Below are 26241 nucleotides of genomic sequence, written 5' to 3'. Positions count from 1 at the left end.
CCCTGAGGACTAGCTGGGAAGAACTTGCAAGGCTTGTGAATGGAGCTCAGCAATGGATCGTGACACCTGGGGCGACATGGCTGTTCTGGCCGCAATAGTGGAGGCGGGCGGCTTTAGCCGGGCTGCCCCTCTGCTAGGTGTTTCCGCATCCGCATTGAGCCACCGGGTCAAGGCATTGGAGAACCGACTGGGCGTGCGCCTGCTCAATCGCACCACTCGCAGCGTTGCGCCGACCGAGGCCGGCGAACGTCTTCTCGCCCGCTTGCGGCCCGCCATCGCTGAAATCGATCTGGCCATCGCCGATCTTGACGCTGATCGCGGCCGCCCCTCCGGGCGGGTCAGGGTTACAACGCATCGCTCAGCAGCGTTTGAGCTGGTGCTGCCCAAGCTGCGCCGCTTCTCGACCGATTACCCCGAAATCGTCGTGGAGCTGGTGATCGATGATGGCTTGGTGGACATCGTGGCCGCAGGGTTCGATGCTGGTATCAGGCGAGCGCCCTCGCTGGAAAAGGACATGGTGTCCATTCGGCTTGATGAAGGTGATACGCTCTATGTGGTCGCCGCGCCGTCCTATATCGCCCGATTCGGGACGCCGCAGCACCCTCAGGATTTAACAGGGCACAACTGCCTCAACTTTCGCTACCCTTCGGCCCGCTTCATCCACCGCTGGACCTTTGAGCGCGATGGCCAGACGCTGGCTTTAGACGCTCCCGGCACGTTCGTGACGAGCGACAATGATTTGCTGCTCGCCTGCGCCCGCGAAGGCGTGGGCGTTACCATCGTGCTGCAGCGACATGTTGCGCCTTATCTAGCCTCGGGAGAGCTGGTTCGGGTGCTGGAGGACTGGCACTACCACGTGCCGCCCAATCATTTGTACTATGCTGGCCGGCTCAACCAACCTCCAGCCCTCCGCGCCTTTATCGATGCCATGAAGGCACCATAGGCACGCGGGCGGGCGATGCCTCCGCAGTCGACCGACCGGCCGATCACGACCCCTTTCGGTCTTTCCAAACCAAATGCCGTAGCCCGAAAGCTGCCGCCGATCGGCGCATAGTGCCGGAACAGCTGCTGGCTTCATTGGCTCAAGCGTTGCGAACGGATGCCGAGTTAAGCGGGGTGCTAGTCGAGCGCGCGTAAAGTGTGCTGGCAGCCAAGAGCACAAAAGCTGCTGCCGCGGCATACGGAGCACCGGCGAAGAGCCCGTAGAGCCATGCACTGGCAAGCGGGCCGAACATACGAGCAATTGATTGCTGGGACTGGTTTGCTCCCTGCACCTCCCCCTGCCGTCCAGCTGGGGCAGCGTCGGAGATTAGCGCGCTGACAGATGGCTGAAATAACCCGTCACCGAACGTGAACATCGCCATCCCGCAGATCAGCAGCAGCAACGTGGGAAAAATGGCAAGAAGTGACAGCATAACGAGTCCGGCCCCGTTAATGATAAGCCCAGCGATGGCCACGCGCCGTTCGCCGAAGCGTGGCAGTAATCGGGGTGCGACAAGCCCTTGACTGACGATGTCCATCACACCAATACCCGCCAGCACCAACCCAACAGTTGCAGGGCCGAAAGCCAGCAGTTCCTTGAGCAGCACCGCCAAATTCGACTGGAGGACCGTGCTGCCGAAAGCAAAGCAGAACACCACACCAAAGAGCAGCCGCAGACGCCGGTTACGAAGTGCTCCCGCCAGTTGCCCGAAAACGTTGAACTGACCCCAATGAAGGCCCGCGCTGCGACTCTCGGAAGGATGGCTTTCTGGCATATAAAGCTGGACCAGAACTGCATTGAGCACTGCCAGCCCCGCGGCCCCATAGAGCGGAGCGGAAAGCGATATTTGCCCGAGCAGGCCCCCGAGGACCGGCCCAAGCATGAAACCTAAGCCACCGGCTGCACCAAGCAAACCGAAGGCCGGTCCGCGCTCTTCGGGAGCATGGGTATCGGCGACATACGCGTACATTGCCGAAATGCTGCCCGCCGTAAGGCCCTCGATGATGCGGCCCAGCACAAGGACCCAGAGGGCCCCCCCGATGCCGAACACGGCAAAGCTCAGCGCCGACCCGCACAGGGATAGTAGCAGGATCGGGCGTCGGCCGAAGCGGTCGCTCATCGCCCCGAGCACTGGCGCCGCGACGAAGGAGCAAAGCGCGTAGACGGCTATGATCAGCGACACCCAAAACGCTACTTCCGCGGCGGAGACGTAGCGCGCGACTGAGAACGGCAGCACCGGGATGATGAGCGTAAAACCGGCAAAGTTGAGGAAGACCGAGATCGCAATAACGCCGGTGCGACCAGTCAAACGGGTAAACAGCGAAGGAGTCGGCTGTGGATCGTGCATGAATTGCTCCTGTGTCGTTCGACCGGAGCAGCTCGTCGGTTGCGAACCACACGGACGAACAGTCGGCGCCTGTAACGGCGGCAGATGTTCGTCGTGGGACCTCATGCGCTAGGCAAGGGCAGAGCTTCCGTTTCCGAAAGGACTTGGGCCAACCACACCAAGTCATGCCTTTTCCGACACGGCTTACGTATTCACTTCGCTATCTATCTGCAACGGCAAAGTACTTCAGTTGGAAAGGTGCGTTCCATTTTAGCCGAGAGTTCACTAGGCGCCGCCGCGACGCGGAGGGAGCCGGCAAGATCATCAACATCACCTGCGTGCATGAGGCGATCCGGACCCCGGGGCTTCATTCCATGGCGCTGCAAAGGGGGCCTGCTCACCTTCACCCGCAGCGTGGCATTAGAAGTCGCCGACTTGCGCACCAATGTGAACGCCATTGCGCCCGGGCTGATCCGCACTCTCATCGCCCCGGGACCTTGACGCTCCGACCGCGCCAACAGACAGCGGCTGACCGACAGGACCATTGATGTCTTGGCACGTCGGCTTCGGGCTCCGGACCTAACCGCCTGGGTGGCTTTCCGAGAACCGCTTTGCGGCTGCCAGCACCGGGATCAAACCGCGGCCGGCATCGCTGAGGCTGTACTCGACGCGCGGTGGTTGCTCGCCAAAATCTTGTCGGATCACCAACCCGTCATTCTCCAACTCCCGCAGATGCTGCGTCAGCATCTTCTGGGAAACCTCCGGCATGTCCCGTCTGAGTTCTGAGTTTCGCAGTGTCGGTCGCTCGACAAGACGGAACAGGATCGGAAGTTTCCAGCGACCGCTGACCATGACCAACACTCTCGTGACATGGGCCGCCGATCCCTCTGGCCCGAGGCAAGCAGACCGATCCGGATTGGGTGCAGGCACTTTTAAGTGCGTAATTGTCTGGGTCATGGGCGGGTCTATCTATGCAAAACGAACTTTACGATAGGCGCTACGGCATGGATTTGAAACTGGACGGCAAAGTCGCACTCGTTACCGGGAGCAGCAAAGGGATCGGCGAGGCGATTGCGCGTGGGCTCGCTCGCGAGAAGGCGACCGTCATTGTCCATGGTCGCGATCGTGGCAAAACCGAGCAGGTTGCAAAAGAGATCGTGGCCGATGGCGGGCGCGCCCATGCGGTGGTCGGGGACCTGACACTTGATGGAGACGTGCAGCGCCTCGTTACCGAAGCACGGGACCTTGCTGGCCCGATCAACATCGTGGTCAATAATGCCGGTGGCTCCGGCGGCACCGAGGACTGGACTAATACGCGGGCGGCCACCTGGGCTTCCGCTTTTGATCGCAACGTGGTGGCCGCGGTCAGGGTAACGGCTTTGTTGCTGCCGCATATGCGGGCGGCCAAGTGGGGGCGGGTCATCAACATCGCGAGCTTGGCTGGCATGATGCCGCCCGCGACGCGGCCGGACTATTCGGCGGCGAAAGCCGCCATGGTCGCGATGACGGCGTCATTGGCAAAGGCGGTGGCGCTCGACGGCATTACCGTGAACACCGTGTCGCCTGGCACTATTCGCAGCACCAGCCTCGAGACCGGTTTCCGAACTGTTGGCATTGCCAACGGTATTCCCGCGGGCGCGGCTTGGGAGCAGGTTGAACAGGCCGTGTTGCCCATGTTTGCGCAAGTCCCACTCGGCCGCGTTGGAACATTGGAGGAAATTGCGGACGCCATCGCCTTCCTGGTCAGCCCTAGAGCCGGCTATATCACTGGGTCGAACCTGCGATTGGATGGCGGCATGTTGCCGACCACTTAAGTGATGCGGAACGATCAATGAGCATTTTCGACCACGTCAGCATTCATGTCGGTGACTTGACCGGTTAGGCGCATCCTAGTTGCAGGCGGGCAGCCGGCGAATGGCGGTCGCCTGGCGTCCTTGGGCCAAGCGAGCGGGTGGACGTTGTCCCCCGCAGAGTGCTTACCCCCGGGTAGTTTCGACAACGGGCTCCAGTACGGCCGCGCCATGGCGCAAATTATCGCGCCGCTTTCGAAGCGAGGTCTGGCGAGCGCCTTCAGATCGCGCCGAATTCGGACACGTCCACCGCCATTTTGTTGGAAAGGCGGCCAAGGTCATCCGCGATGGCGACGGCTGCTGACTGGAGGATTGGAACAAAGCGCTCGCAGGCCTCCAGTTCAGATGTGAAGGCGGATTTGAAATAGGTCAGCCCCAGGCTCGCCAGCACGCGTCCCTCAAGGCTAATGATCGGCACGGCAATGGTGTTCGAATTGCGCGGCTCGACAAATGAGGCGCGCGTCGCGTAGCCCGCCTTGCGCACCTGTGCCAGCAAACGGTGGACCTCCTGTGGATGATGGCTGAGGCCATCCTCGGGATCTTCCGACTTGGTCAGCGCGTCAAGGATAAGCGCAAACTCTTCGCTCTCGATAAACGCGACATAGGCCAAGCCCAAGCCTCGTGTCAGCATCTGCAGGCGTCGGTTGACCGTGCTATGGAATGGCGACACCGGGCTGTCGGGCACCGTGCTGAAGCGCACAACCATGCTGGTATAGTCTGGCAGGGCGATGGCTATGGGCCACTTGTGCTTGCGGGTAATGGCCAGCGCCCAGGCACGGCCGGCTTCAACTACGAGCGGGCTCTTATGGTAGCCCGAACTAAGCGAGGTCACCAGCCCGCTCACCTGATAGCCGCCTTGTCGCGTATCGTTCTCCACATAGCCCGCCTCTTCCAGGGTCTTGAGGATACGAACGAGCGTGGGCTTGGGCAGTCCTGTGCGGGCATGCAATTGCGCGATCGTGTTTATAGGTTGCCGGTTGAGTTCCAGCAGCACATTTAGACACCGTTCGATCGAGCGTATGCCCACCGTTTGCCCCTTATTCCATGGCGCATTGTTGTTCCGCAGCACGAAACAGGGGGGACTATAGGTTGAGCCGCGCCGGCGTCAACCTCTATGCCGACTGGGTATCAGGCGGGAGAGTTTTATGGGCACGAGTGCACAAAATCGGGAACAGGCGCGGGAGCTTATGGCCGGCGTCGATGAAGACGTCGCGGCGGGTCTGCTGCGGGGTGCATTGGACCTGCATGTGCATTCCGGCCCCTCGACCATGCCGCGCCAGCTTGACCATATGCAGGCCGCCGAAGAGGCCATAGCCGCTGGTATGCGGGCCGTGCTGTTCAAGGATCATCACTATTCTTCCGCCCCGTTCATCCCGCTGATGGAGCGGCTGATCGATAACGACGAATTCTCCATGTTCAGCGGGCTCGTGCTCAACAACTCCACGGGCGGTCTGAACCCCTATGTGGTCGACGCCCAACTCAAGATGGGCGCCAAGCTGATCTGGATGCCCACAGCGCAGTCCGCCAACCACATCCGCAGTTCGCACCGCAAGTCGCGGCTCGTCTCCAATGTGCAACTGATGAATTCGCCGGCTTTGACGGTCGTCGATGAGCTGGGCAATGTCCTCGACGTTGTTAAGCAAATCCTTGATCAGATCGCCGAGTTCGACGTTATCCTGTCGTCAGGCCACCTGCATGTTTGGGAAATTTGGAAGCTGTTTGACGAGGCACGCAGCCGTGGCGTCAAGCGCCTGTTGATCAACCATCCGATGTACGGATTACACTTCACCCCTGAAGACGTGCGCGACTTCGCCAATCTTGGCGTGATCGTAGAGCAGTCCGCCGCCATGTATGTCGACTCGCGCTTCAATGTTTATTCCCCCCAGGAACTCAAGGATCACATTGATGCGGCGGGTGTCGCCAATTCGTCGATCGGATCTGACCTTGGCCAGGTGGACAATCCCACCCCGGTCGAAGGCATGCGACAGGCAATCAAGCTCTGCCTGGCGCTGGGCTACAGCGAGGCCGATGTTCGCACCATGGTTACCCACAATCCTGCGCGCCTCGTGGGCCTGGCGACCTGAGGCGGGAGCCAATACCTAATAGAAGAAGCCGGGGTGCTCATGCCCCGGCTTTTCGTGTCTACGGCTCGGCCCTCGCTATCCGTTGGGCAGCGGGTAGTCGTCTGCATTTAGCACCCAGCCGGGCTTGAGCGAGAAATCCAGCCGCGGCGGCGCGAAAATGTCCACAAGTTGGTTCACCTCCGGCCCTTCGGCTGTCGTGGTATGGATCGAAGGCGGCGGGATCACGCAGATCGAGGGGGACTCGCAATAAAGGTGCTCGTCCTCACGCCATACATTCATGTTCGTGGTCCAGGGCCAGCGCAGATGGTGTGTAAAGGCGCCACTGAGCGCCAGCGAGCACTGCTCGAAATCGTCGTGGTGGTGCGGCGAGACGTTGTCGCGCGCCCGCGGACCAACGCGGGGGGTGAGGAAGTTCACCATGAAGGTGGTGCAGCGGAAGATGCGGCCAAAGCGCGACGGATCCTCAGGCACGTCCAGCGTGTACCACCGCAGTTTCAACCCATCAGCAGGCTCGGGCCAGGCCTGGAACGGCGGCACATTGGGGTGCGGGTCAGCGAAGGCGTCGGCATTTGAAGCGGCATTGGCCATATCCGCCGATTTCGGCGTCAGCAGCCGCACGATTGTACCCGGCGTTAGCATGCGAATAGTGCTCTTGCCGGGGGGCACGAATACTACCGAATATCCTGGTACCAGCTCGGTGCCAGCTTCGGTTGTGATCTCGACCCGCGTTTCTGCATCGGGGATGACAACAGCGTATTCGTCGGCCTGCGCGGTACGCTCGAACGCGCCGCCTTCCAAGGCCTTGCTGTAGGCGACGACGAAGTTCTGCCCCCGGCTGATCCAGGTCTCGCCACTAGCGTCCTTGATCTGGGGCGGGGTGCCATAGAACAGCGCGAGTTGCGAGCCGAAGAACGAGTTGTGCACCCAGCTCGCTTCGGGTTTCGGCTTATCGCCGGACAGGGTGGATCGCGGATCGCTGGAATTATACATGTCAGTTGTCCCTAAGATTATTGTGCAGGCTATTCGGAAAGCGGCGCCTGCTTCTTGAGCCCGAGGATTTCCCGTGCCTCGCCAGGCGTAGCCACTTGGCCGCCCAACTCCCGCACGAGCCGAACCGCTTTCTCAACCAGTTGCGTGTTGCTTTGGGCTAGCACGCCCTTTTCAAGGAAAATGTTGTCCTCGAGCCCGACCCGGATGTGGCCGCCCAGCAGCCAGGCTTGGGCCAGCATCGGAAATTCATAGCGGCCAATGCCGCACCCACCCCAGTTCGAGCCCGCCGGCAGCAGGCTCTTGAGATAAGCCATCGTTTCTGGCGTGGCGACGGCGCCGTAGCGTACCCCCAGCACGATCTGACAGAATACCGGCGTCTCCAGCTTGCCCTGACGCACCATGTCGTTGAGCAGTTGAATGTCGCCGCCGTCGAACACCTCGACTTCGGGACGTACGCCTGCCGCCTGAATGCGCTCAGCCATGATGGAAAGGTTTGTCGGCGTATTGATAACCACCGACGTGCCCGAATACATCGTATTGAAATCGAGGCTGCAGAGTTCGGGGCGAAGCACTTCCACATGCGACACGCGTGGTTCAGGCCGCATCAGCGTTGTGCCGGGTGCGGCAATGCTGGGATTTTCCTCGCTTGGAATGAACCGCTGCCCCGGCCCGGTAGTCAGGTTGATGACCACATCTTCGTCGGCCGCGCGAAGGCGCTCGACCACTTCGCGGTAATGTTTGAGTTCCATGCTAGGACGCCCATCGTCATGGCGCACATGCACATGGATGATTGCAGCGCCTGCTCGGAGAGCCTCAAGCCCAGCATTGGCGATCTGCTCGGGCGTTACGGGCAGATAAGGCGTTTGCGCCAAGGTCGTGATATTGCCCGTCACCGCGCAGGTGAGGATGGTGGGATCGGCCACGGTCAGGTCCTTCGAACGGCCGCATAGGCGGCTTGGTGAGGGCTAAGTCCCACTTGCTGTCTGCCACCAGCAACCGGATTCCGGCACCGTTTCGCTCAAGGAAACGCCGTGTCGAGGCCATTTCGCACAGGGAAATGGCGCCGGTTCAACGTCTCGGGCTGCTGCCGTCTACGTATAGAAGGTGCGCAAAAGGGAACGATCCATGTCTGAGCAGCGCCCCCACTTCTCCACCTTTCGTGCCCGTCTTTTGGCGCGCGAGCGTCTCTTTGGCACCTTCGTTAAGCTGCCAACTACCCAAGTCATCGAAATGCTGGGGCAGATTGGCTACGACTTCATCATCATCGATCAGGAGCATGCGCCGCTGGATCGCTCGATCACCGACCTGATGATTTTCGCTGCCCGCGCCGCAAACCTCGCGCCGATCGTTCGAATTCCTGAATTTACCGAAGCCAATGTTCTGTCTTGTCTCGACTCTGGGGCGATGGGCATCATGGTCCCCCATGTTGCTTCCGTCGAAAAAGCTCGGGCAATCGCTCGCGCTGCCCACTACACTCCTGGCAGCCGAGGTTTTGTCGGGCTGTCGCGGGCGAGCAACTGGGGCAGCGTGGGTTCAGTCCAGCATATGGAATTGCAGGATAGTCAGATCGCCGTGATCCCCATGATCGAGGATCAGGACGCCATTGATCAGGCCGGCGACATCGCTAAACTTGAGGGCATCGACGCCCTCTTTGTCGGGCGGGGCGACCTGACGGCCTCGTTCCGTGACAACCCCGAGGCCGCGCTCAATGTCGCGGACATTGCCCGCCGTGTGGCTGATGCCGCCAAGGACGCCAATACCCCCCTCATGATGCTGCCGACGACCAAGCCGGATATGGAGTTCGTCACCGCCCTGGGCGCCACAGCCATCGTGCTCTCAAGCGATCACGGCTTCATCCGCAACGCCGCCACGGCGGCGCTCAAGGATTTCTCTGCGTAAGAATCGGAGATCTGGCATGGATTTATTTGATGTTCCGCCGCTCGCCGTCCCACGCACCGTTTTGGTGACTGGCGGCAGCAGTGGCATCGGCCGGGCGACCGCCGCGCGACTTGCCGCCTTAGGGTCAACCGTTGTCGTTGGCTACAACAGCCACGCTGAAACTGCCAATGAAGTTGTTGCTGGTTTAAAGGGCAGCGGCCACCTTGCCATGCGGATCTCCATGGAGGATGGCGGGACCATCGCCGAGGCGGCCGCTGCCATCGAGCAACGCTTCGGCAGCCTCGACGCGCTGGTCAACTCAGGTGGATCCACGACACCTGTGCCAGTGGCCGACCTCGCCGCTCTGAGCGACGACATCTTTGATCAAACGGTTCTGATCAATCTGCGGGGGCCATTTGCAGTCATGCGAACCTTTCGCCCCCTGCTGGAGCGCGGCACCGGCGCAGCGATCGTCAATGTCTCGTCAATTGCCGCAAAAACGGGAATCGGCAGCAGCCTGGCCTATGTAGCGGCCAAGGCGGGTGTCGATGCGCTCACCATCGCTTTGGCCAAGGTGCTGGCACCCAAGGTCCGGGTGTTTTCGGTCTCGCCCGCTGGCGTCGATACGGGCTTTGTGCCGGGACGCACGCGCGAGCAGCTGGAAAAGACCGCCGAACGGCTGCCGCTTGGCCATGTCACCACACCTGACGATGTGGCTCGCGCCGTGGTGGCCTGTATCGTCAATTTGACCAGCTCCACCGGCATCGTCGTGCCGGTGGATGAGGGCCGGCACCTCTGAGACAGTTCGCCTCGCCAGGCGGAACGCCTGCTGCCGGTGCCTTGCGACCAGAGGATGATGCACTAGTGATGAAAGCGATCGGCCTTACGGGCTTAGGTGGCAGGCATGGATAAGCTGAACTTCTATATCGATGGCCAGTGGGTCGAGCCCGTCGGCGCCACGACTTTGGGCGTAGTCAATCCGGCGACGGAGGAAACCATCGGCCGGATCAGCCTGGGCTCGTCTGCCGATGTGGATCGCGCCGCGAGCGCGGCCCGTCGCGCTTTCGCATCCTACTCTGAGACCAGCGTCGAGCAGCGCTTGATCTGGCTTGGCGGCATTATCTCGGGCTTCCGCGCGCGGCTGCCCGAACTGGCGCGGACCATGACGTTGGAAATGGGTTCGCCGATCACCTTTTCCACCGAACGCCAGGCCACCGTCGCGCTGTTCCACTTCGAGGAAGCCGCCCGTGTGCTCGCCGACTTTGCTTTCGAGGAACGCATGGGCCCCGGCATCGTGCGCCACGAGCCCATCGGCGTGTGTGGGCTGATAACGCCATGGAACTGGCCGCTCAACCAGGTGGCCTCCAAGGTTGCGCCGGCCATTGCGACCGGCTGCACCGTGGTGCTGAAGCCGAGCGAAATCGCTCCGCTCAGCGCGATGATCCTTGCCGAGATCATCCATGATTCAGGTCTGCCGCCCGGCGTGTTCAATCTGGTCAATGGCGACGGGCCCACGGTGGGGGAGGCGCTTGCCTCACACCCCGAGATCGACCTCGTTTCTTTCACCGGCTCGACCAATGCCGGCATTCGCGTGGCCATGCTGGCGGCCCCAACTGTTAAGCGGGTGGCACAGGAATTGGGTGGCAAGTCCGCCAACATCATCCTGCGCGATGCTGATATTCGCGCCTCGGTGATCGCGGGCGTCCACGCTTGCTACACTAATGCTGGCCAGAACTGCCAGTCTCCAACCCGCATGCTTGTCCACGTCTCGCAGCGCGACGCCGCCTTCGATGCGGCAAGAACCGCCGTAGCCTCGATCCGCCTCGGCGACCCGCTCCTGCCGGAGACCACTCTGGGACCGCTGGTCAGCCAGAGCCAGTTCGACAAGGTGCAAAAGCTTATCCAGAGCGGCATCGACGAGGGCGCCACCCTGGTCGCCGGCGGGACTGGCCGTCCAGCCGAGATGAACCGGGGCTACTACGTTTGCCCGACGGTGTTCGGCGATGTCACCAGGCAGATGACCATAGCCCGCGAAGAGATCTTCGGCCCGGTTCTTTCAATCCTCAATTACGAAACCGAAGAGGAGGCGATCGAGATCGCCAATGACACGCCCTTTGGTCTGGCAGGCTTCATCCAGTCCAGCGACCCTGAGCGCGCGCTCAAACTGGCCAAGCGCATCAGGGCAGGGCGCGTTTATCTAAATGGCGCACCATTCGATCGCAGTCTGCCGTTCGGCGGCTACAAACAGTCCGGAAATGGCCGCGAGTTCGGGGTCTACGGCTTCCGTGAGTATCTCGAAGTCAAGGCTGTGCTGGGCTATCCAGGCTAGCGCCCGAACACCAGCATCAGCTTCAGGAGTGTGCACGTGAAGATTACGCAAGATGTTGTTCAGGGCGGACTTTTCACCGCCATCGGCATCATCGCCCTGCTAATGGCGCTCGGTTATCCGCTGGGCACGCCGGGCCGAATGGGCCCAGGTTTTTTCCCGGTCGTCATCTCAGCTCTGCTGACTCTGACCGGATTTGCCATCTTGGCGCGAGCCCGCCTTGGTACCTCCGGGGCAATCGGACTGACGCGCTGGTTGCCTATTGCCATTGTCTCGGGTGCGATCTGCGTGTTCGGCTTCCTGCTCGACAAGTTGGGATTGCCTCTTGCGGTGCTCCTGCTGTGCCTTGGAGCTGGCATGGCCAGCATTCGGTTCGAACTGAACTGGAAGGCCGTTGGTGGAGCCGCAGCCTTTTCGGTTGTCTGCGGCGTCCTGTTCGTTTCGCTGTTGGGTCTGCCCATCCCGCTGGTCGGGACTTGGCTGCAGGCTCTGGGCGCTCCCAGTATCTAAGAGGTCGACATGGACATCTTCAGCGGGCTGCTGCTCGGCCTACAAACTGCCAGCACGTTTACAAATTTCGCATATTGCTTTGCGGGCGTGCTGCTGGGCACCGCCGTCGGCGTGTTGCCGGGCCTCGGTCCTATTGCCACCATTTCCATGCTCCTGCCCTTCACCTTCGGGCTACCGGTCGACACCGCCCTGATCATGCTGGCGGGCATCTTTTACGGCTCACAATATGGTGGCTCCACCACCGCGATCCTGATGAACCTGCCCGGCGAGGCCTCCTCGGTGGTGACCACGCTCGATGGCCACCAGATGGCCAAGCAGGGCAAGGCGGGTCGGGCGCTCGCCGCAGCCGCCATCGGAAGTTTTTTTGCCGGGACGGTCGGCACCCTTTTCATCGTCATCGCCGCACCCATTCTTGCCGGCATGGCTCTCAGCTTTGGTCCCACCGAATATTTCTCGCTGATCGTACTCGGTCTCGTTACCTCGATGGTACTGACATCTGGCTCTTTGCTCACAGGGTTTGGCATGGTGCTGCTGGGCATGCTGCTGGGCCTCATCGGCACCGACGTTAATTCAGGGGCCGCGCGCTATACCTTCGGCTCACCGGACCTGATGGACGGGCTGAACTTCGTCATTATTGCCACTGGCATCTTCGGTCTGGGCGACGTCCTGGCTAATCTGGAAAATGAGGATACACGGGCTGCAACCATCGCAAAGGTGAGCTCGCTGTTTCCCACCCGGGACGACTGGAAGCGCATGACAATGCCCATCATGCGCGGTACCGGCATCGGCGTGCTGCTGGGGGTCCTTCCGGGCGCTGGCCTGCTGCTATCTTCATTCTCAGCTTATGCGCTGGAAAAGAAAATCTCCAAGCATCCGCAAGAGTTCGGCAACGGCGCCATTGAGGGCGTGGCTGCGCCCGAAGCTGCCAACAATGCTGCCGCCCAGACCGCCTTTATCCCCATGCTAACGCTGGGCCTGCCAGGCACCGCGACCATGGCCCTGATGATAGGAGCGCTGGTGGTCCAGGGCGTACAGCCCGGCCCCAATATCCTGACCGAGCAACCCACCCTTTTCTGGGGACTGGTCGTGTCGATGTGGATTGGCAATCTGCTGCTGCTCATCCTCAACCTGCCGCTTGTCGGCATGTGGGCCAAGCTGATCTCCGTACCCTACAAATATCTGTTCCCGCTGATCTGCGTATTCACCGCCATTGGCGTCTACAGCATCCGCAACAGCGCTTTCGATGTCTACCTCATGGCCCTGTTCGGCGTGCTTGGATACGTCTTCCGGAAGGCTGGCGCCGAGCCAGCCCCTCTGATCTTGGCATTGATCCTGGGTCCCATGGCGGAAGAATATCTGCGCCGTGCGCTGCTGATCTCGCACGGAGACGCGACGGTTTTCGTCACGAGCCCTGTCAGTGTCGCAACCCTGCTGATCGCAGCGGTCCTCCTGGTCTCGATCCTCCTGCCCGCCTTCCGGAAGGTGCGGCAGGATGGGCTCCAGGAAGTAGACTGACCTCAACCCGCCCGTTCACTAAACACGAGGACCAGTCATGCAAATCAACGTCGGCCAAGGTGAGGGCGACTATCTCAACCGCGCGGTGCTGTTCGACCTGGTACGCCGCGAACGCTTTGCGCGCGACCAGCGCCGGTTCGATGTGATGGCTGCGTGCTTTCATCGTGACGCCTATGTCCGCACCAGCTGGTATGACGGCAGAGGGGGCGACGCCTATGTCGCGGCAACGCGCAAGTGGATGAGCAACACCGGCAACAGCAAGCATTGGGTGTTTCCCGCTTTTGCTCAGATCATTGGGAACCGCGCCACAATCGAAAGCCCGGCCATGATCTTCAACCGGGCCAAGCTCGAAGGGGTGGAAGTCGACTTCCAGGTATTCTGCCGGTTCTTCTCCCGCGCTATATGCGAGAGCGGCGACTGGAAGCTGGCTAGCTTCCACGTCTTTTTCGAGCGTGACGTGATGGCGCCCACGCTCGCGTCTGACCCGCTGCCGATCGACCGCGCCTTGCTCGACACCATGCGGCCCTCCTACAAGTTTCTCACCTATATCCAGCGCAGCCGTGGCGTGATGGTCAACCAGGACCTGCTTGGTGATGACCGACCGGAGGAACTCGCGGACTTTCATGCCAACGAAGAGCAGTGGTTGGCAGGCGAGGGACCTGTTTCGTGAGGTGGAATGGGCGGCTTGTTGAATACCTGCTGCTGTAGCTATGCGCTAAGTATCGCTCCAGCCAAGCCCAAGCAATCGAAAAGGGCGTGCAGGAGGGAAACATGAAAAGACGCGAATTTATCGTCCTTGGCGGTACCGCAGGACTATTGGCCTCAACAGGAATTTCGTTCGCGCAAGATAGCTGGCCCAGCAAGCCGGTTACAGTTCTTTCAGCTTATCCGCCGGGCGGCACCAGCGACATCCTTGCGCGCCTCGTTGCCGATATCCTGACCAAAGAATACGGCCAGCAATTCGTGCTTGAGAATATTGCTGGTGCCGCTGGCGCGCTGGCCGGTGGCAAGCTCGCGCGGTCCGCGCCGGATGGTTACACTATCCTGGTAAGCGGCAGCGCACCCCTGGCGGCGAACAAGGTGGTGCAAACCAACCTTGCCTATGACCCGGAAGCTGATTTTGAGCCCATTACGGTTTTTGCCGAAAGCCCGGCGCTGCTGACTGCCAGCATGAACGCCCCAGCCAAGACGCTGCCGGAGTTGATCGCCTATGCCAAAGCCAATCCGGGGCAGGTCAATATCGGCAATCCCGGCGCCGGCACCAAGGGTCACATTTGTGCTGCCATCATTGGCCAACAGGCGGGAGTGGAAATCAACCACGTCCCCTACAAGGGCTCGCCGCCTTTGGCCGCCGACCTGCTTGGCGGGCACATAGATTTTTCCGCCGACGCCCCGGCCAACTACCTTGCGCATATCAAGGCCGGCAAGCTGCAGGCCCTTGCGGTCACCTCGGCCCAGCGCATGGGCGAGCTGCCGGATGTGCCAACCGTTGCCGAGCAGGGGTTTGACGGTTATCAGCAAACCCTATGGTTTGGTATTGTTGGCCCCAAGGGCATGCCGGCCGAGATCATCAGCAAGATCAACGATACGCTCAAGACCTGGAGCAAATTGGCGGAATCGCAGGCGCTGCTGGTTTCGCTCGGCGTGGCGCCTGTCCTGAACACACCGGACGAAATGCGCGAAACCGTTGCCCGTGAGATCGAGGCGATCCGGCCGCTCGTCGACGCCGGGCTCGTGCAGCCGACCTAAGGACACGTTCTCAACGCATGTTTATTACCGCCCCTCGCTCAGGGGCGGTAATGCCCGCCACGAGTATCGACCCGCTGACCTTGGCGGGCTCTCGAATGCAGGGGCGATTCCTGCACTTCAGCAATTTCGTTGTTCTGTACCTTCAGCTCCCAAGGTCGGCCTTCCTCAAGCACCAGCCACCATTGTCAGCGCTCGCTTCTGCGCGGCGTTACGGAAGGGGGCGTTGAGAGCGCCGTAGCCGGCATAGCTGGCCTGGCGTTGCACAATCTCTAAAAAGAAGCCTTCCCCGATATTGCGCGAATATAGCTGGAAGAACTCCCCGTCGGCATGCGGTCATAAAGATTATTGGCAGCGCGCTGCTGACGTCGCCTTGCTGGCCCAAAACGAGCAGGCGGCAGTGCGGCTGCAAGGCGGCGGCAGCTCGTCGGCAATGGCGCAAATCTAACCCGGTGAATGCCGAGGTGCTCGTCGCACTCACGCGCGCTAATGCGGGCCTTGCCGGTACCGCTGCAGCAGGCCATGGTGCATGAATATGAACGCTCAGGCGCGGCATGGACGCTGGAGTGGCTGACCTTGCCGCCCATGCTGATCAACACCGGCGCGAGCCTGCGGCTAGGCGTGGCGCTGCCGGACCAACTGGAACTGCTCTAATGCGGCGATCGAGCGTCAACTGGGGCTATAGGCAGTGCGTGGCAGCGGAAGGATCGCGGAGCAGTGTTCCATGGGCGAGACTGTTCGTCCAAATACGCGATCTGCCGCTCGCCAGTGCAACGGCATATCTTGTTCATGTTCTTAGGAGAAACGACATGAGCAACAGCCAAATGGGCGAACAATCCACCCAGCTTCCACCCGATGATCCCAGCCGCACCGCGACCATCGTCCACCCAGAGGATGCAGGACTTACCCATTTGGGCATCGGAGCTGGCAACTACACCATTCTGATCTCCGGCGAGCAGACCGGCGGTCGCTATACAATGATCGACATGCTGGTGCCGGCCGGTGGTCCACCGCCCCATCGGCATGATTTCGAGGAGATTTTCCACATCCTCGAAGGCGAGTTGGAAATTGCCTTTCGTGACGAGGTCTATCACGTCGGCCCCGGCCAATCCATCAACATCCCGGCCAATGCGCCGCATGGCTTTCGCGTGTTGTCGGCCGCTCCGGCCCGCTTCCTCTGCATCTGCCTGCCGGCGGGGCAGGAAGAATTCTTCAAACTCGTCGGTGAAGTGCTCCCGAGCCGCACCGCGCCACCGACCCCGCCAACTCCCGAAATCCTGGCGGAGCGCCGCGAAATCCTGATGGCCAATGCCGCCCGTTTTCATAGTGAGTTTCTGCCTCCTCGTGGATGAACCATCCTTTCGTCACCACGCGACATAGGCCGCCAACTCGTCCGGCGTGCCTTCAGGAAAGGCCAGCCGCAAATGCTCGAGAAAGGCCGATACCCGCGCACTTAGCAGGCGCCGAGACGGATAAAGCGCCCAAAGAGTGGTGTCGGGAGCATCGATGTCGCCCCAATGCACCAGCCGGCCGGCGGCCAGGTCATGGCTGACCAACGAGATCGGCAGTTGTCCGGCGGCAACCCCTGCACGGACAGCATCGCGGATCATGGGCAGCGATGAGAGTTTAAGAATTGGATCAACGGCTATGCTCTTGGGTCCGGTCGGCGAGCGCAGGCTCCAGGTCACGGCGCGCTCGCCTGAAACCCGGACAACCGCTGGAACCGGCTCGCCCTTATCCGGACGCGCCAAGGCGGGGCTCCCAACCACAACGAGCCGATCATGCAGGAAGGCGCGTCCGACCAGACTTTCATCGGGCTTTGGGTTGACCCGGATCACCAGATCATAGGCCTCCTCAACCATGTCGACATTGCGGTCCTCACCCGTCACCTCGAGCCGGACCTGAGGGTATTTCTTCGCAAACTCGGCGGCGAGTTTTCCCATCGCCATCTGGGAGAACAACAATGGCGCGCTGATCCGGAGCGTGCCGCGTGGATTCTCGCCACCGGATGCAATAGCTGCCGCAGCCTCCTCGAGTTCAGTGAGCAGAACGCCAGTTCGCTCGAACAAAGCGCGGCCTTCCTGCGTAAGCTTCAGGGCGCGCCCACCCCGCTCAAACAAGCGTAGTTGCAGGCTCGCTTCCAGTTCGCTCACCCGGCGGGACAATGTTGCCTTGGGGCGCCCAGCTTGTCTTGCCGCCTTGCCGAACCCGCCATGGCGGGCAACCAGGTTGAAGTCAGCGAGAGCGAGCAAATCCATGTGTTTCACCTCTAAGACATTGGGCCCAGACATATCGCCTATTGGGTGACCAAGTTAAAAAAAGGGAGCCTTGGCTCCCCTTGTGTCTTGAACGATGATGACACGGCTATCGCCGTGAACCCGGTTGAGCTGTCACTCGCTGGCCCAATGGCCGTACATGATGGGCATCAGCCCGACCATGGAGGCGAAGCGCTCCCAGCTTTTATGCTGGGGCAGGGTCCAGCCCGCTTCGGCGACGGCGGAAAGGCGGGGGAAAACCAGGCGATCAAAGATGGCGCGGTCAGTCATCGATTCCGACCAGATGCAGCTCTGGATACCCAACAGGTGCTTGAGCGCCTCTGGCGAAAAACCCTCCCGTGCCTCGAACTCATAGGTTTCGCGCGGGCCGGACCATCCCGCCCAGCCGGCACCCGGCTCGGCCCAGGAGACGCCATTGGCCATGTCGAGATAATAGCGCTGGCCCGGGGAAACCACGATGTCGAACCCGCGCTCGGCCAGCTCGGCATTGACCTCCACATTACGCCAGCCGATCACATAGGAATGCTCCTTGGTCACGGCATCGCCATGCGCCGCCTCTTCCCAGCCGCCGGTCAGGGCGCCTTTTTTGGTGATATAGGCGTGGACGCGCTTGATGAACTCGGCCTGCAGGATCGCGGTGGGGGAGCCTTCGATCTCGTCGGCGCCATGATGGTTGCCCAGCTGGTTGAACTGTGCCTCGTGCTTTTGACGCATCTCGGACCCTGCGAGCTGTTCCAGCATGTCCAGCGCCAGCGGCGAGCCTGACCAGGCCGCCAGCGGCACCTCGTCGGCGCCGATGTGGAAGATGCCGGCCGGAAACAGCTCCAGCACTTCATCCACCACGGCCTCGACGAACCGGTAGACCGGCTCGTGGGCCGGGTTGAGGCTGTTGTTGGGAAAGCCTTGCACGCTTTGGTATTGGCCGGTCTCACTGGGATCGCGCAATTCGGGCAGTGCTTGCAGCGCCGCATAGAAGTGCCCTGGCATATCCACTTCGGGGATCACCGCGATCCCTAGACTATCGGCCAAGGCCACGATCTGGCGGATAACCGGCTTGGAGTAATACCCCCCTGTGGGCTGCGGCCCCGAGCCCAACAGCGGCGGCATCGCAAGACCATGGCCACGCCAGGCCGCAACCTCGGTGAGCGCGGGATAAGCATCGATCTCGATGCGCCAGGCTTCGTCCTCGGTCAGGTGCCAGTGGAACTTGTTCATCTTGTTCCAGGCCAGGATCTTGAGAAACTGGCTGACCTCGGCGCCGGTGTAGAACTGGCGCGCGACATCGAGGTGACTGCCCCGAAACGCAAATCCGGGCTCGTCGGTAATGGTGCCCCCCGTCGGGAAGCTGAACGTGCCTGGATGGAGCCGCGCTCCCCGCAGCATCTGCCCCAAGGTCACAAGCCCATAGAACAGCCCCTGCCGCGTGGTCGCCGCCACGATGGCGCCAGCCTCGGCAAACTCGATCCGGTAGGCTTCCGCCGCCATACCCGGCTGCTCCACCAGCCTCACCGGTAAGCCCGCTTCGGACGCCGGGCGCACAATGGCCTCCACGGGGAACAGATCATGCACCAGCCCGGTAAAGGCTGCCGCCGCGCGGTTCGCCGCTTCGCCCTGCGGTTTAAGGTCAAAACCCGCGGGCGCAATGCGGCTGCCCGTGGTCGCCACCTGGCGCGGCCAGGGAATGATCGCATGGCGCGCGGGTGATCGGGCCGGCACCGCAAACCGGGCTGCGCCTTTCAGGAGTGGGGAATTGTGCCCCTTGCCGTGGGTGGGCGCGGTCGTTACCGCCACCGCCGTCCCGTCCTCCAGCACCACATAAGCCGCATTGGCCCCGTCGCTCCAGTGCCGCAGGCCATAAGACAGGCCGCGGGCGGTCGCCACCCAGGTTTCGCCAGGCTGCAGCACCAGCCCCTCGGGCGGCCCGATCAGCGTGTGGTTGGAAAGGCGCTTGAGCAGTGTGCCATTTTCCAGGGTTGCCGTCGGATCGATCCTTGCCGGCCCTGAAAAGCCAAGCTGGAAGTTGGCAACCGGGCTGGTGCCGGTATTGGTCAGCTCCAGACCATAGCCGAGCGGCTCCCCGTCAGCGGCAGGGGACCAGGAGGTTCGGAGGGCAAAGGCGATGGTCATGGGCAAAATTCACTTTACAGGCTGGAAAAAGGGACGGCGTGGCAGCACCCGCCCTTGGACGAGTGACATGGACGGGGAAACAAGGCGTCGGTGGGGACAACCGAAGAAAGCACCACGCAAAGCCCTAATCCCCCAGCGGCTGGGCATCGTCACCGTCGCGGTTGATGACCAGTTGGTGCTTGATGCGGCGCATGCTGCCAACGGCGCGGGAGCCCAGGCGCACGGCCACGGTCTGGGCGAGGATGTCGAGCGTGGCCAGAAAGGCGTAGCGCCCCGGAGTGGGGCGAACAATGTCCTGGTTTTCGCGCCAAAAGACGGGCACCAGCACATCGGCCTGCTCAGCCATGGCCGAACCCGTGCGCGAGACCACCAGTCGCGTCGTGCCATATTCCCCCGCCGCCGCCAGCGCCCGCGCCAGCGGCAGGTTGTTGCCCGAAAGCGAAAACGCGAGCACCACACTCCCCACTGGCGCGGAAGCGGCGCGCATCAGTTGCACCTGGTGGTCGGTGGATGAGGTCACTTTGAGCCCCAGGCGAAACAAACGGGCCTCCGCTTCGCTCGCGACCATGGAGGAGGACCCCCCTGAGCCAAAGCACAGCACAAAGCTCGAAGTCGCCAGCGCCTCGGCCGCGCGCTCGATGGCGTCGAAATTCAGCGCCTCGAAGCTGTCGTAAAGCGTGGACTGGATGCCGTTCACCACCCCTTGGGCGATGTCATGCACGCTCGTTGGCCCCGAGCTTGGGGCGATATAGCGCTGGCCCACAAAGCGCGATTGCGCCAGCCTCACCTTGAAGTCGGAATAGGAGTCGCAGCCCAGCCGTCGGCAAAACCGCGTGACGGTGGGCGGGGATACTTCGGCCTGGGCGGCAAGATCGACAATGCTCATCTTGAGCACGCCCTCCACATCGGCCAGCACGATTCCGGTAAGGGCCCGCTCCGAGCGGGTAAAAACCGTCTTTTCGCTCTGCAGCAGCCCGACAATGTCCAGCATGGGCCCTCCCCGAACGCGCGCCCGCCTAGTAGATGGCGAGCCCCCGGCTATCGAACAAATGCACCTGGTCGGCCTCGAAGCTAACCTCGATCGGCGCGCCTTCGGTGATCCTGGGATCCCCTTCAAAGAGCCCGATGAAGTTCTCGCCGCCCGGCAGCCCTGAATAAATCACTGTGTGGATGCCCAGATGCTCGACAATGCGCGGCATGATGGTAAGCGTGAAGGCGCCGGGCCCGAGATTGAGATGCTCGGGACGGACGCCCAGCGTCACGGGCTCACCGATAGCGGGCGCCGACCGACGGGGCAGGGACAGAGTCCCAAGCACGCCCAAATCAAGGCTCACCATCGCGCCATCGATGGCGGCGACCGTGCCGTTGATGAAGTTCATCTTGGGCGAACCGATAAACCCCGCCACGAACAGATTATCGGGCTTGTGGTACAGATCGAGCGGGGAGCCGACCTGCGAGATCTGGCCGGCGTCGAGCACCACGATCTTGTCGGCCATGGTCATGGCTTCCACCTGGTCGTGGGTCACATAGATCATGGTCGAGCCCAGCCGCTTATGGAGCTCCATCAACTCAATGCGCATCTCCGAGCGCAGCGCCGCATCCAGATTGGATAGCGGCTCGTCAAAGAGAAAGATCTTGGGCTGGCGCACGATCGCCCGCCCGATGGCCACGCGTTGCCGCTGCCCGCCCGAAAGCTGGCCCGGCCGATGCTGCAGGCGCGGCTCCAGCTGCAGTACCTTGGCCGCGGCATGGACGCGCTTGTCCACCTCGGCCTGGGGCAGCCTTTCGACCCGCAGGGGAAAAGCGATGTTCTCGAACACGGTCATATGCGGATAAAGCGCATAGGATTGGAACACCATGGCAATGCCGCGTTGCACCGGCGGCAACTCATTGACGGTCTTGCCCGAGATGACGATCTCGCCGGCGCTCACATCCTCGAGCCCCGCGATCATGCGCAAGAGGGTGGACTTGCCGCAGCCCGAAGGCCCCACAAACACCACGAACTCGCCATCGGCCACGTTCAGATCGATTCCCTTGATGACGCGGGCTTCATTGAAGCTCTTTTCAACGCTTTTGAGGCTGAGCTGCGACATGGATCTGCTGTCTCCGATGGGGAAAACCGCCGCCCGTGGGCGGCGGCGAGATCGCTGTAGTTTCTTACTTGTACTGCTCGATTTCGGCGGCGGCGTTTTCCAGCGCAGCCTGCGGCTCGGCCTGGCCGGTCACCACGGACTGGACCATCTCGATCATCACGTTCTGGAAGCCGACATAGTCAGTGAGGAGCGGTTCGGGACCGCCAAACTGGATGCCATCAACGAAGGGCCTCCAGTGCGGCTTTTCGGCGATCATGGCGTCCACTTCAGGAGAAGGCCGCAGCGGAGTAAGACCGCCTTCGGACAGCTCGTAAGCCAGCTGATTTGCCGGCGACGTCAGGAACTTGCCAAATTCGATGACCTTGTCTTCCTGGCCGGTGCCCTTGAACACGGCCAGCGAGTCGGTGATCAGCAGCGTGCCCGGACCCTGTGCGTCAGGACCAACCGGTAGGGGAGCAACGCCCCAGTTGATGCCGGCTTCCGTGCCGCGATTGGCGCAGCTGACCGAGCAGTGCATCATGGCAAGGCCACCATCGAGCCAGATGGCCCGCACTTCGTTCTGCTCATAGGCCGTGGGGCCTTCTTCGGAAAAGGGAACGATGTCCTTGAAGGCCGTCAGGGCCGCGAGGTTCTGCGGGCTGTTGAGGACGATATTTCCATCGGCATCGATGACCTGCCCGTTGTTGGTGTAGATCCAGTGCAAGAACCAGTGCACGGTGCCATCAAAGGTCTTGGCGATCATGCCAAAGCCCGCGGCGTCAGTGTTCTCGGTGATCTGCTTGGCAAAAGCCTGCTGCTCTTCCCAGGTCTTGGGCGGAGTTTCGGGATCGAGCCCAGCCTGTTCGAACAAATCCTTGTTCCAGAAAAACGCCTTGGTGGAGAACGCCACCGGGATGCCCCACTGCGCGCCCTCGAAGGTCACGGTCTCGGGCACGAAATTGTAGTAGGCGGCCTTCTCCTCGTCCGACATCGGGACGGGAACGATCAAGTCGTTCTGGGCGAATTGCTTGAGGGTGCGCGAGCCGACATAGGCGATGTCGACGGGGGTGCCGGCGACGGCGAGGGTGGTCACCTTGTCCTGGCACTGACCCCAGCCGACGAGTTCTGGCGCGACGGGGTAATCGGGATTGGCGGCGTTCCATTCTTCGAAGAGCTTGGTGTAGACCGGGGTCACCACATCACCGCACAAGATGATGTTGATCTCCTCGGCGGCGGCCATTCCCGCCAGTCCGGTGGTGCCGGACAGGGCGGCAAGCGAGGCCAGGACGAAGCGCTTGGGTATTTTCATGCGTTAGTCTCCCTTTGTGATGCGCGGTCCCTTCCAGAGCCGCTTCTTTCCTTGGCCGGGAGCAGGGTCCCGGCGTCCGAAACCCTTGGTTGCTTTATTGCTTGATCGCCCCGGCGGTGAGGCCGGCCACGAGATAGCGTTGCAGAAAAACGATCACGATCATGACGGGCAGGATGCCCACGAAGGAGGCCGCCATCAGCTCGTTCCAGAGCACCTCCTGCTTGCCGAAAAAGGCATAAAGCCCGATCGGCAGCGGCATGAACTCGGTCTTGGAATTAAAGGTCAGCGCAAAGATGAATTGCTGCGCATACGCCCCGATAAAGGTCATGATGGCGACGACCACGATGCCGGGCATGGCCAGCGGCAGGATCACCCGGCGCAGGGTATAAAGGCGTGAGGCGCCATCGACCCAGGCGGCCTCGTCCAGTTCGCGCGGAATGCGCAGCATATAGGTGCGCAACAGCCAGATAGACGAGGGGATCAGGAACGCCGCGCCCGGCACGATCATGGCGAAATAGCTGTTGAGCAGGCCCATGGCCCGCATCAGGCGAAACAGCGGGATCAAGAGCACCGCGCCGGAGAACATGTTCACGGCCAGGAACATACCCAGCAACATGCCGGCGCCGGCAAACCTGAAGCGCGCGAAGGCATAGGCCGCCGGCACCACCACGACGAGGACGATCAGCGTCACCACGCTGGAGATGAAAAACGAGTTGAAGATGTGCAGGCCAAGCATGGGGACGCTGGACCACATATCGAAATAGGCGTTGAAGGAGCCGTTTCTCGGAATGAAGCTGTAGGGCGTCGAGAACAGTTGGGCGAGCGGCTTCAGCGAGACCATGAAGCCCTCGATAAAGGGTGCGAGCACGAAGAACAGGAATAGCGCGATCCCCGAATAGATCGCGACCACTTCGTACCACTGGTAGCGGTCGATCATCGCCCTTGTGGAGCGTGCCCTGGCCTTGCGCCCCCGGCGCACCAGCGCCGCATCATTGAGGGCCGCAACTTCCTGGGAATGGGGCACATCGGTCACTTGGCTTCTCCTTGCCCGAGGCGGCGCACGGCGCGGAAATAAACGAGGCAGAATATCGACACGAAGATGCAGATCACCACGGCCCGCGCAGCGCCCTCGCCATACTTGCGGCTGCCCATCGCGGTCTTGTAGGTGTCGATGATCATCGTCGTGGTTGAGCCCGAGGGGCCGCCCTGGGTCAGGATCCAGATGATGTCGAAGGAATTGAAGGTGGCGATAAGCGAGAGCAGGCTCATGGTGACGATGGCCGGCACCATCAGCGGCAGGGTGATGCGGCGCCAGCGATAAAAGCGCCCGGCACCATCGGTCCAGGCGGCCTCGTAGAGATCCTTGGGGATCGACTGCATGGCCGCGAGGAAATAGATCGTGACCATGGGCACGCCGATCCACACATCGGTGACGATGGTGGCCCAAAAGGCGGTGTGGCCATAGGCGAGCCAGGCCACGGGACCGTTGATCAGACCGAAATTCTGCAGCAGGCCCGAGATCATCCCAAATTGGCCATTATACATCCAGCCCCACATGAAGATGCCGATCGCGATGGGCACGATCCAGGGGGGCATGGTGAGGATGCGAAACAGCGTCTGGCCCGGGACAGCCGCATTGAGCAGCACGGCCCCGCACATGCCGATGATCATCTTTATGGAGACCGAAAAGAAGGTCCAGATGATGGTGCGGATGATGATTTCGGTGAAATTGCCGGCGCCAAAGATGCGCTCGTAATTGGCCCAGCCCACAAAATCATAGCCAGGGCGCAGGGCGGCATTGGTGAAGGAGAGAATGACGGTGTCGACCAGCGGATAGGCGACAATGGTCAGGATGTAGATCAGGGCCGGAGCCAGCAGGGCGAGAGCGAAAACTGTTGCGCTTCTGGTGCTGGTCATCGGCGGTCCCCCTTACTGGCTTCGGCCGAGTGCAGTGTCGAAGCGCTGCCAGATCGGGGTCATGTCGACCACCGATCGCGTTTTCATTGCTTGGTCCATGGCCAGCGCCAGCAAGCCTGCCTCAAGCGCATCGGTGACCGACACCGGCAGGGGCACCCCCTCGGTTAGGTGCCGCAAAATGTCCTCGGCCATCTGCTCATCGGCGCCGTAATGTACCGAGAGGTCGCTTGCCTTGTAGGTCTTGTCTTCGAGCCGCTCGGAGGTGCGACTATCGGTGACCTTGAAGTAATTGCGCACGAAGTCCCCTTCGGCCATGCCCCTGGCGCCAATCACCGCAAAGCGCCGGTAATCGTCGGGCACGTTGAGATTGGTGTGGAAGGTGAGCGCAGCGCCAGTTTCGTACTGCACGATCGCAGTTTGGAAATCGATGATGTCGCCATCGCTATCAAAGACCTTGTCGGAGCCTTCCCAGCCCGAGGGCTTGCGATGATAAACTTCGAGATCGTTGGCGCCGCCACCCTGTGGTGAATTGGCTGGCGTGAAGCTGCGGCGACCGCCGAAGCTCGCCACACGCAGCGGCCGGCACCCCATTACCCCATTATAAAGATCAAGGTCGTGGCAGCATTTTTCGAGCATGAAGCTGCCGGCATAGCGCTCATAACGGCGCCAATCGCGCATGAAAAAGGCGCCGTGATAGGGCGGAATGGTCTCGGAAGCCTCGATGGCCGCGATATCGCCCAACTGGCCTTCCGCCTGCGCCCGGCGCAAATCCTGGTATAGCGGCGCATAGCGCAGCACGAGGCCGACCATAACCCGATCTGAGCCGTATTGCCCGAGCAGTTCGGCCAGTGCCATGGTGTCATCGACGGAGGTGACGACGGGCTTTTCGGCAAAGATCTTCATGCCGCGCTCAAGCCCGATGCGGATGTGCTCGAGATGCAGGTGATTGGGTGAGCCGACCATCAGCAGATCGAGTTGCCCCCCTTCGATCAGCGCCTCAAGGCTTTGGAAGGCATAACCGACGGAAACACCGTGTTCCTGCGCATAGGACAGGCCGGCGGGAGCGGGATCCACATAGCCCACAATCTCGAAGTCGTCCCGGGCTGCGGAAAACACCCGCGCTAGATAGCCCAAACGAAATCCGAGACCGATTATGCCGACCCGCATGAATTCGCTACCCCCGCGTTCTTGTTGTGCGGGCCCCGGGTGGGGCCAGTACTTTCTTGTAAAGTATTTTCAAGCTAGGCGGCTTTCAAAGCGCGTGTCAACATTCATTGTGTGGCTCGCACAACAGCAAACAGCACAGCGATTATTCTGCTCAAAGCGGCAGCA

24 protein-coding genes and 2 pseudogenes are annotated in these 26241 nt (G+C 61.5%); 12 read left to right on the top strand and 14 right to left on the bottom strand.

The features are described 5' to 3' along the window. Window positions 1–52 precede the first annotated feature (52 nt). Window positions 53–943 carry a LysR family transcriptional regulator gene (locus HRQ64_RS17225; RefSeq protein ID WP_172124641.1) on the top strand — a complete coding sequence of 297 codons (891 nt, stop codon included), beginning with the start codon at window positions 53–55 and terminating at the stop codon, window positions 941–943. Window positions 944–1082: 139 nt separating this feature from the next. Here HRQ64_RS17225 and HRQ64_RS17220 read toward each other — a convergent pair whose 3' ends face one another. Together HRQ64_RS17220 and HRQ64_RS17210 are read right to left on the bottom strand one after the other, a co-directional pair. Next, a complete protein-coding gene (locus HRQ64_RS17220) occupies window positions 1083–2330 on the bottom strand; it encodes an MFS transporter (RefSeq protein ID WP_210258572.1) in 1248 nt (415 codons plus the stop codon). 558 nt (window positions 2331–2888) lie between these two features. Continuing rightward, complete coding sequence (locus tag HRQ64_RS17210) at window positions 2889–3266, bottom strand: helix-turn-helix domain-containing protein (RefSeq protein ID WP_172124637.1); 378 nt, start codon at window positions 3264–3266, stop codon at window positions 2889–2891. Window positions 3267–3313: 47 nt separating this feature from the next. On the opposite strand from HRQ64_RS17210, the gene HRQ64_RS17205 reads away from it, so the two are divergent. Then, window positions 3314–4123, top strand: coding sequence for an SDR family NAD(P)-dependent oxidoreductase (locus tag HRQ64_RS17205; protein ID WP_172124635.1), 810 nt, complete (start codon window positions 3314–3316; stop codon window positions 4121–4123). A gap of 256 nt (window positions 4124–4379) precedes the next feature. Here the strand turns inward: HRQ64_RS17205 and HRQ64_RS17200 are convergent, their stop codons facing one another. Beyond that, window positions 4380–5186: a helix-turn-helix domain-containing protein gene (locus HRQ64_RS17200; RefSeq protein WP_127754275.1), complete on the bottom strand. Its 807-nt coding sequence runs from the start codon at window positions 5184–5186 to the stop codon at window positions 4380–4382. Window positions 5187–5304: 118 nt separating this feature from the next. On the opposite strand from HRQ64_RS17200, the gene HRQ64_RS17195 reads away from it, so the two are divergent. Then, a complete protein-coding gene (locus HRQ64_RS17195; protein ID WP_172124633.1) occupies window positions 5305–6243 on the top strand; it encodes a DUF6282 family protein in 939 nt (312 codons plus the stop codon). Between the two features lie 75 nt (window positions 6244–6318). On the opposite strand, the gene HRQ64_RS17190 is transcribed toward HRQ64_RS17195, so the two are convergent. Then, a complete protein-coding gene (locus tag HRQ64_RS17190; RefSeq protein ID WP_172124631.1) occupies window positions 6319–7233 on the bottom strand; it encodes a hypothetical protein in 915 nt (304 codons plus the stop codon). A 29-nt stretch (window positions 7234–7262) separates the two neighbouring features. Then, window positions 7263–8156 (bottom strand): 3-keto-5-aminohexanoate cleavage protein, encoded by an 894-nt coding sequence (locus tag HRQ64_RS17185; RefSeq protein ID WP_172124629.1) that lies wholly within the window; start codon window positions 8154–8156, stop codon window positions 7263–7265. A gap of 202 nt (window positions 8157–8358) precedes the next feature. Between HRQ64_RS17185 and HRQ64_RS17180 the strand changes: the two genes are divergently transcribed. From HRQ64_RS17180 to HRQ64_RS17150, 7 genes are all read left to right on the top strand, one after another. After that, window positions 8359–9132: an aldolase/citrate lyase family protein gene (locus HRQ64_RS17180; protein WP_172124627.1), complete on the top strand. Its 774-nt coding sequence runs from the start codon at window positions 8359–8361 to the stop codon at window positions 9130–9132. A gap of 16 nt (window positions 9133–9148) precedes the next feature. Continuing rightward, window positions 9149–9910, top strand: a complete 762-nt coding sequence (locus HRQ64_RS17175) for an SDR family oxidoreductase (RefSeq protein ID WP_172124625.1) — start codon at window positions 9149–9151, stop codon at window positions 9908–9910. A 105-nt stretch (window positions 9911–10015) separates the two neighbouring features. After that, a complete protein-coding gene (locus HRQ64_RS17170; protein ID WP_172124623.1) occupies window positions 10016–11440 on the top strand; it encodes an aldehyde dehydrogenase family protein in 1425 nt (474 codons plus the stop codon). Between the two features lie 36 nt (window positions 11441–11476). Then, on the top strand, window positions 11477–11947 hold the full coding sequence (locus HRQ64_RS17165; RefSeq protein ID WP_172124621.1) for a tripartite tricarboxylate transporter TctB family protein: 471 nt from the start codon (window positions 11477–11479) through the stop codon (window positions 11945–11947). A 9-nt stretch (window positions 11948–11956) separates the two neighbouring features. After that, window positions 11957–13462 carry a tripartite tricarboxylate transporter permease gene (locus HRQ64_RS17160; RefSeq protein ID WP_172124619.1) on the top strand — a complete coding sequence of 502 codons (1506 nt, stop codon included), beginning with the start codon at window positions 11957–11959 and terminating at the stop codon, window positions 13460–13462. A gap of 37 nt (window positions 13463–13499) precedes the next feature. After that, complete coding sequence (locus HRQ64_RS17155; RefSeq protein ID WP_172124617.1) at window positions 13500–14132, top strand: nuclear transport factor 2 family protein; 633 nt, start codon at window positions 13500–13502, stop codon at window positions 14130–14132. 101 nt (window positions 14133–14233) lie between these two features. Next, window positions 14234–15211 carry a tripartite tricarboxylate transporter substrate binding protein gene (locus HRQ64_RS17150; protein WP_127754265.1) on the top strand — a complete coding sequence of 326 codons (978 nt, stop codon included), beginning with the start codon at window positions 14234–14236 and terminating at the stop codon, window positions 15209–15211. Window positions 15212–15376: 165 nt separating this feature from the next. Here the strand turns inward: HRQ64_RS17150 and HRQ64_RS20250 are convergent. After that, a pseudogene (locus HRQ64_RS20250) lies at window positions 15377–15558 on the bottom strand (hypothetical protein); the annotation flags it as partial. A gap of 14 nt (window positions 15559–15572) precedes the next feature. Between HRQ64_RS20250 and HRQ64_RS20245 the strand changes: the two are divergent. Both HRQ64_RS20245 and HRQ64_RS17140 read left to right on the top strand, forming a co-directional pair. Continuing rightward, window positions 15573–15862: pseudogene (locus HRQ64_RS20245) on the top strand (3-carboxy-cis,cis-muconate cycloisomerase); the annotation flags it as partial. A 155-nt stretch (window positions 15863–16017) separates the two neighbouring features. Beyond that, complete coding sequence (locus HRQ64_RS17140) at window positions 16018–16560, top strand: cupin domain-containing protein (protein ID WP_210258570.1); 543 nt, start codon at window positions 16018–16020, stop codon at window positions 16558–16560. 12 nt (window positions 16561–16572) lie between these two features. Here HRQ64_RS17140 and HRQ64_RS17135 read toward each other — a convergent pair whose 3' ends face one another. The 8 genes from HRQ64_RS17135 to HRQ64_RS17100 all read right to left on the bottom strand — a co-directional run bounded on the left by HRQ64_RS17135 (window position 16573) and on the right by HRQ64_RS17100 (window position 26076). Further along, complete coding sequence (locus HRQ64_RS17135; RefSeq protein WP_172124613.1) at window positions 16573–17466, bottom strand: LysR family transcriptional regulator; 894 nt, start codon at window positions 17464–17466, stop codon at window positions 16573–16575. 132 nt (window positions 17467–17598) lie between these two features. Then, window positions 17599–19611 carry a beta-N-acetylhexosaminidase gene (locus tag HRQ64_RS17130; RefSeq protein ID WP_172124611.1) on the bottom strand — a complete coding sequence of 671 codons (2013 nt, stop codon included), beginning with the start codon at window positions 19609–19611 and terminating at the stop codon, window positions 17599–17601. Window positions 19612–19735: 124 nt separating this feature from the next. Continuing rightward, the gene (locus tag HRQ64_RS17125; protein WP_172124609.1) at window positions 19736–20602 is read right to left on the bottom strand and encodes a MurR/RpiR family transcriptional regulator; all 867 of its coding nucleotides are present in this window, start codon (window positions 20600–20602) and stop codon (window positions 19736–19738) included. A gap of 25 nt (window positions 20603–20627) precedes the next feature. Further along, on the bottom strand, window positions 20628–21704 hold the full coding sequence (gene ugpC / locus HRQ64_RS17120) for a sn-glycerol-3-phosphate ABC transporter ATP-binding protein UgpC (RefSeq protein ID WP_172124607.1): 1077 nt from the start codon (window positions 21702–21704) through the stop codon (window positions 20628–20630). 64 nt (window positions 21705–21768) lie between these two features. Continuing rightward, window positions 21769–22923 carry an extracellular solute-binding protein gene (locus tag HRQ64_RS17115; protein WP_248307129.1) on the bottom strand — a complete coding sequence of 385 codons (1155 nt, stop codon included), beginning with the start codon at window positions 22921–22923 and terminating at the stop codon, window positions 21769–21771. A 163-nt stretch (window positions 22924–23086) separates the two neighbouring features. Then, on the bottom strand, window positions 23087–23929 hold the full coding sequence (locus HRQ64_RS17110) for a carbohydrate ABC transporter permease (RefSeq protein WP_172125142.1): 843 nt from the start codon (window positions 23927–23929) through the stop codon (window positions 23087–23089). A 92-nt stretch (window positions 23930–24021) separates the two neighbouring features. Further along, window positions 24022–24909, bottom strand: a complete 888-nt coding sequence (locus HRQ64_RS17105; protein ID WP_172124603.1) for a sugar ABC transporter permease — start codon at window positions 24907–24909, stop codon at window positions 24022–24024. Between the two features lie 12 nt (window positions 24910–24921). Further along, on the bottom strand, window positions 24922–26076 hold the full coding sequence (locus tag HRQ64_RS17100; protein WP_172124601.1) for a Gfo/Idh/MocA family oxidoreductase: 1155 nt from the start codon (window positions 26074–26076) through the stop codon (window positions 24922–24924). Window positions 26077–26241: the final 165 nt, after the last annotated feature.

This window comes from Devosia sp. 919 (assembly GCF_013185965.1).
In the GTDB taxonomy this organism is placed as follows: Bacteria; Pseudomonadota; Alphaproteobacteria; order Rhizobiales; family Devosiaceae; genus Devosia.
Note: the sequence above shows the minus strand (reverse complement) of the source record. Positions and strands in the feature narration are given on the sequence as shown.

What these genes read in the sequence shown, in the direction of transcription:
- HRQ64_RS17225 (WP_172124641.1), top strand. Translation starts at nt 53, where the DNA reads ATGGATCGTGACACCTGGGGCGACATGGCTGTTCTGGCCGCAATAGTG.
- HRQ64_RS17220 (WP_210258572.1), bottom strand. Translation starts at nt 2,330, where the DNA reads ATGCACGATCCACAGCCGACTCCTTCGCTGTTTACCCGTTTGACTGGT.
- HRQ64_RS17210 (WP_172124637.1), bottom strand. Translation starts at nt 3,266, where the DNA reads ATGACCCAGACAATTACGCACTTAAAAGTGCCTGCACCCAATCCGGAT.
- HRQ64_RS17205 (WP_172124635.1), top strand. Translation starts at nt 3,314, where the DNA reads ATGGATTTGAAACTGGACGGCAAAGTCGCACTCGTTACCGGGAGCAGC.
- HRQ64_RS17195 (WP_172124633.1), top strand. Translation starts at nt 5,305, where the DNA reads ATGGGCACGAGTGCACAAAATCGGGAACAGGCGCGGGAGCTTATGGCC.
- HRQ64_RS17190 (WP_172124631.1), bottom strand. Translation starts at nt 7,233, where the DNA reads ATGTATAATTCCAGCGATCCGCGATCCACCCTGTCCGGCGATAAGCCG.
- HRQ64_RS17180 (WP_172124627.1), top strand. Translation starts at nt 8,359, where the DNA reads ATGTCTGAGCAGCGCCCCCACTTCTCCACCTTTCGTGCCCGTCTTTTG.
- HRQ64_RS17175 (WP_172124625.1), top strand. Translation starts at nt 9,149, where the DNA reads ATGGATTTATTTGATGTTCCGCCGCTCGCCGTCCCACGCACCGTTTTG.
- HRQ64_RS17170 (WP_172124623.1), top strand. Translation starts at nt 10,016, where the DNA reads ATGGATAAGCTGAACTTCTATATCGATGGCCAGTGGGTCGAGCCCGTC.
- HRQ64_RS17160 (WP_172124619.1), top strand. Translation starts at nt 11,957, where the DNA reads ATGGACATCTTCAGCGGGCTGCTGCTCGGCCTACAAACTGCCAGCACG.
- HRQ64_RS17155 (WP_172124617.1), top strand. Translation starts at nt 13,500, where the DNA reads ATGCAAATCAACGTCGGCCAAGGTGAGGGCGACTATCTCAACCGCGCG.
- HRQ64_RS17150 (WP_127754265.1), top strand. Translation starts at nt 14,234, where the DNA reads ATGAAAAGACGCGAATTTATCGTCCTTGGCGGTACCGCAGGACTATTG.
- HRQ64_RS17140 (WP_210258570.1), top strand. Translation starts at nt 16,018, where the DNA reads ATGAGCAACAGCCAAATGGGCGAACAATCCACCCAGCTTCCACCCGAT.
- HRQ64_RS17135 (WP_172124613.1), bottom strand. Translation starts at nt 17,466, where the DNA reads ATGGATTTGCTCGCTCTCGCTGACTTCAACCTGGTTGCCCGCCATGGC.
- HRQ64_RS17130 (WP_172124611.1), bottom strand. Translation starts at nt 19,611, where the DNA reads ATGACCATCGCCTTTGCCCTCCGAACCTCCTGGTCCCCTGCCGCTGAC.
- HRQ64_RS17125 (WP_172124609.1), bottom strand. Translation starts at nt 20,602, where the DNA reads ATGCTGGACATTGTCGGGCTGCTGCAGAGCGAAAAGACGGTTTTTACC.
- ugpC (WP_172124607.1), bottom strand. Translation starts at nt 21,704, where the DNA reads ATGTCGCAGCTCAGCCTCAAAAGCGTTGAAAAGAGCTTCAATGAAGCC.
- HRQ64_RS17115 (WP_248307129.1), bottom strand. Translation starts at nt 22,923, where the DNA reads ATGGCCGCCGCCGAGGAGATCAACATCATCTTGTGCGGTGATGTGGTG.
- HRQ64_RS17110 (WP_172125142.1), bottom strand. Translation starts at nt 23,929, where the DNA reads ATGATCGACCGCTACCAGTGGTACGAAGTGGTCGCGATCTATTCGGGG.
- HRQ64_RS17105 (WP_172124603.1), bottom strand. Translation starts at nt 24,909, where the DNA reads ATGACCAGCACCAGAAGCGCAACAGTTTTCGCTCTCGCCCTGCTGGCT.
- HRQ64_RS17100 (WP_172124601.1), bottom strand. Translation starts at nt 26,076, where the DNA reads ATGCGGGTCGGCATAATCGGTCTCGGATTTCGTTTGGGCTATCTAGCG.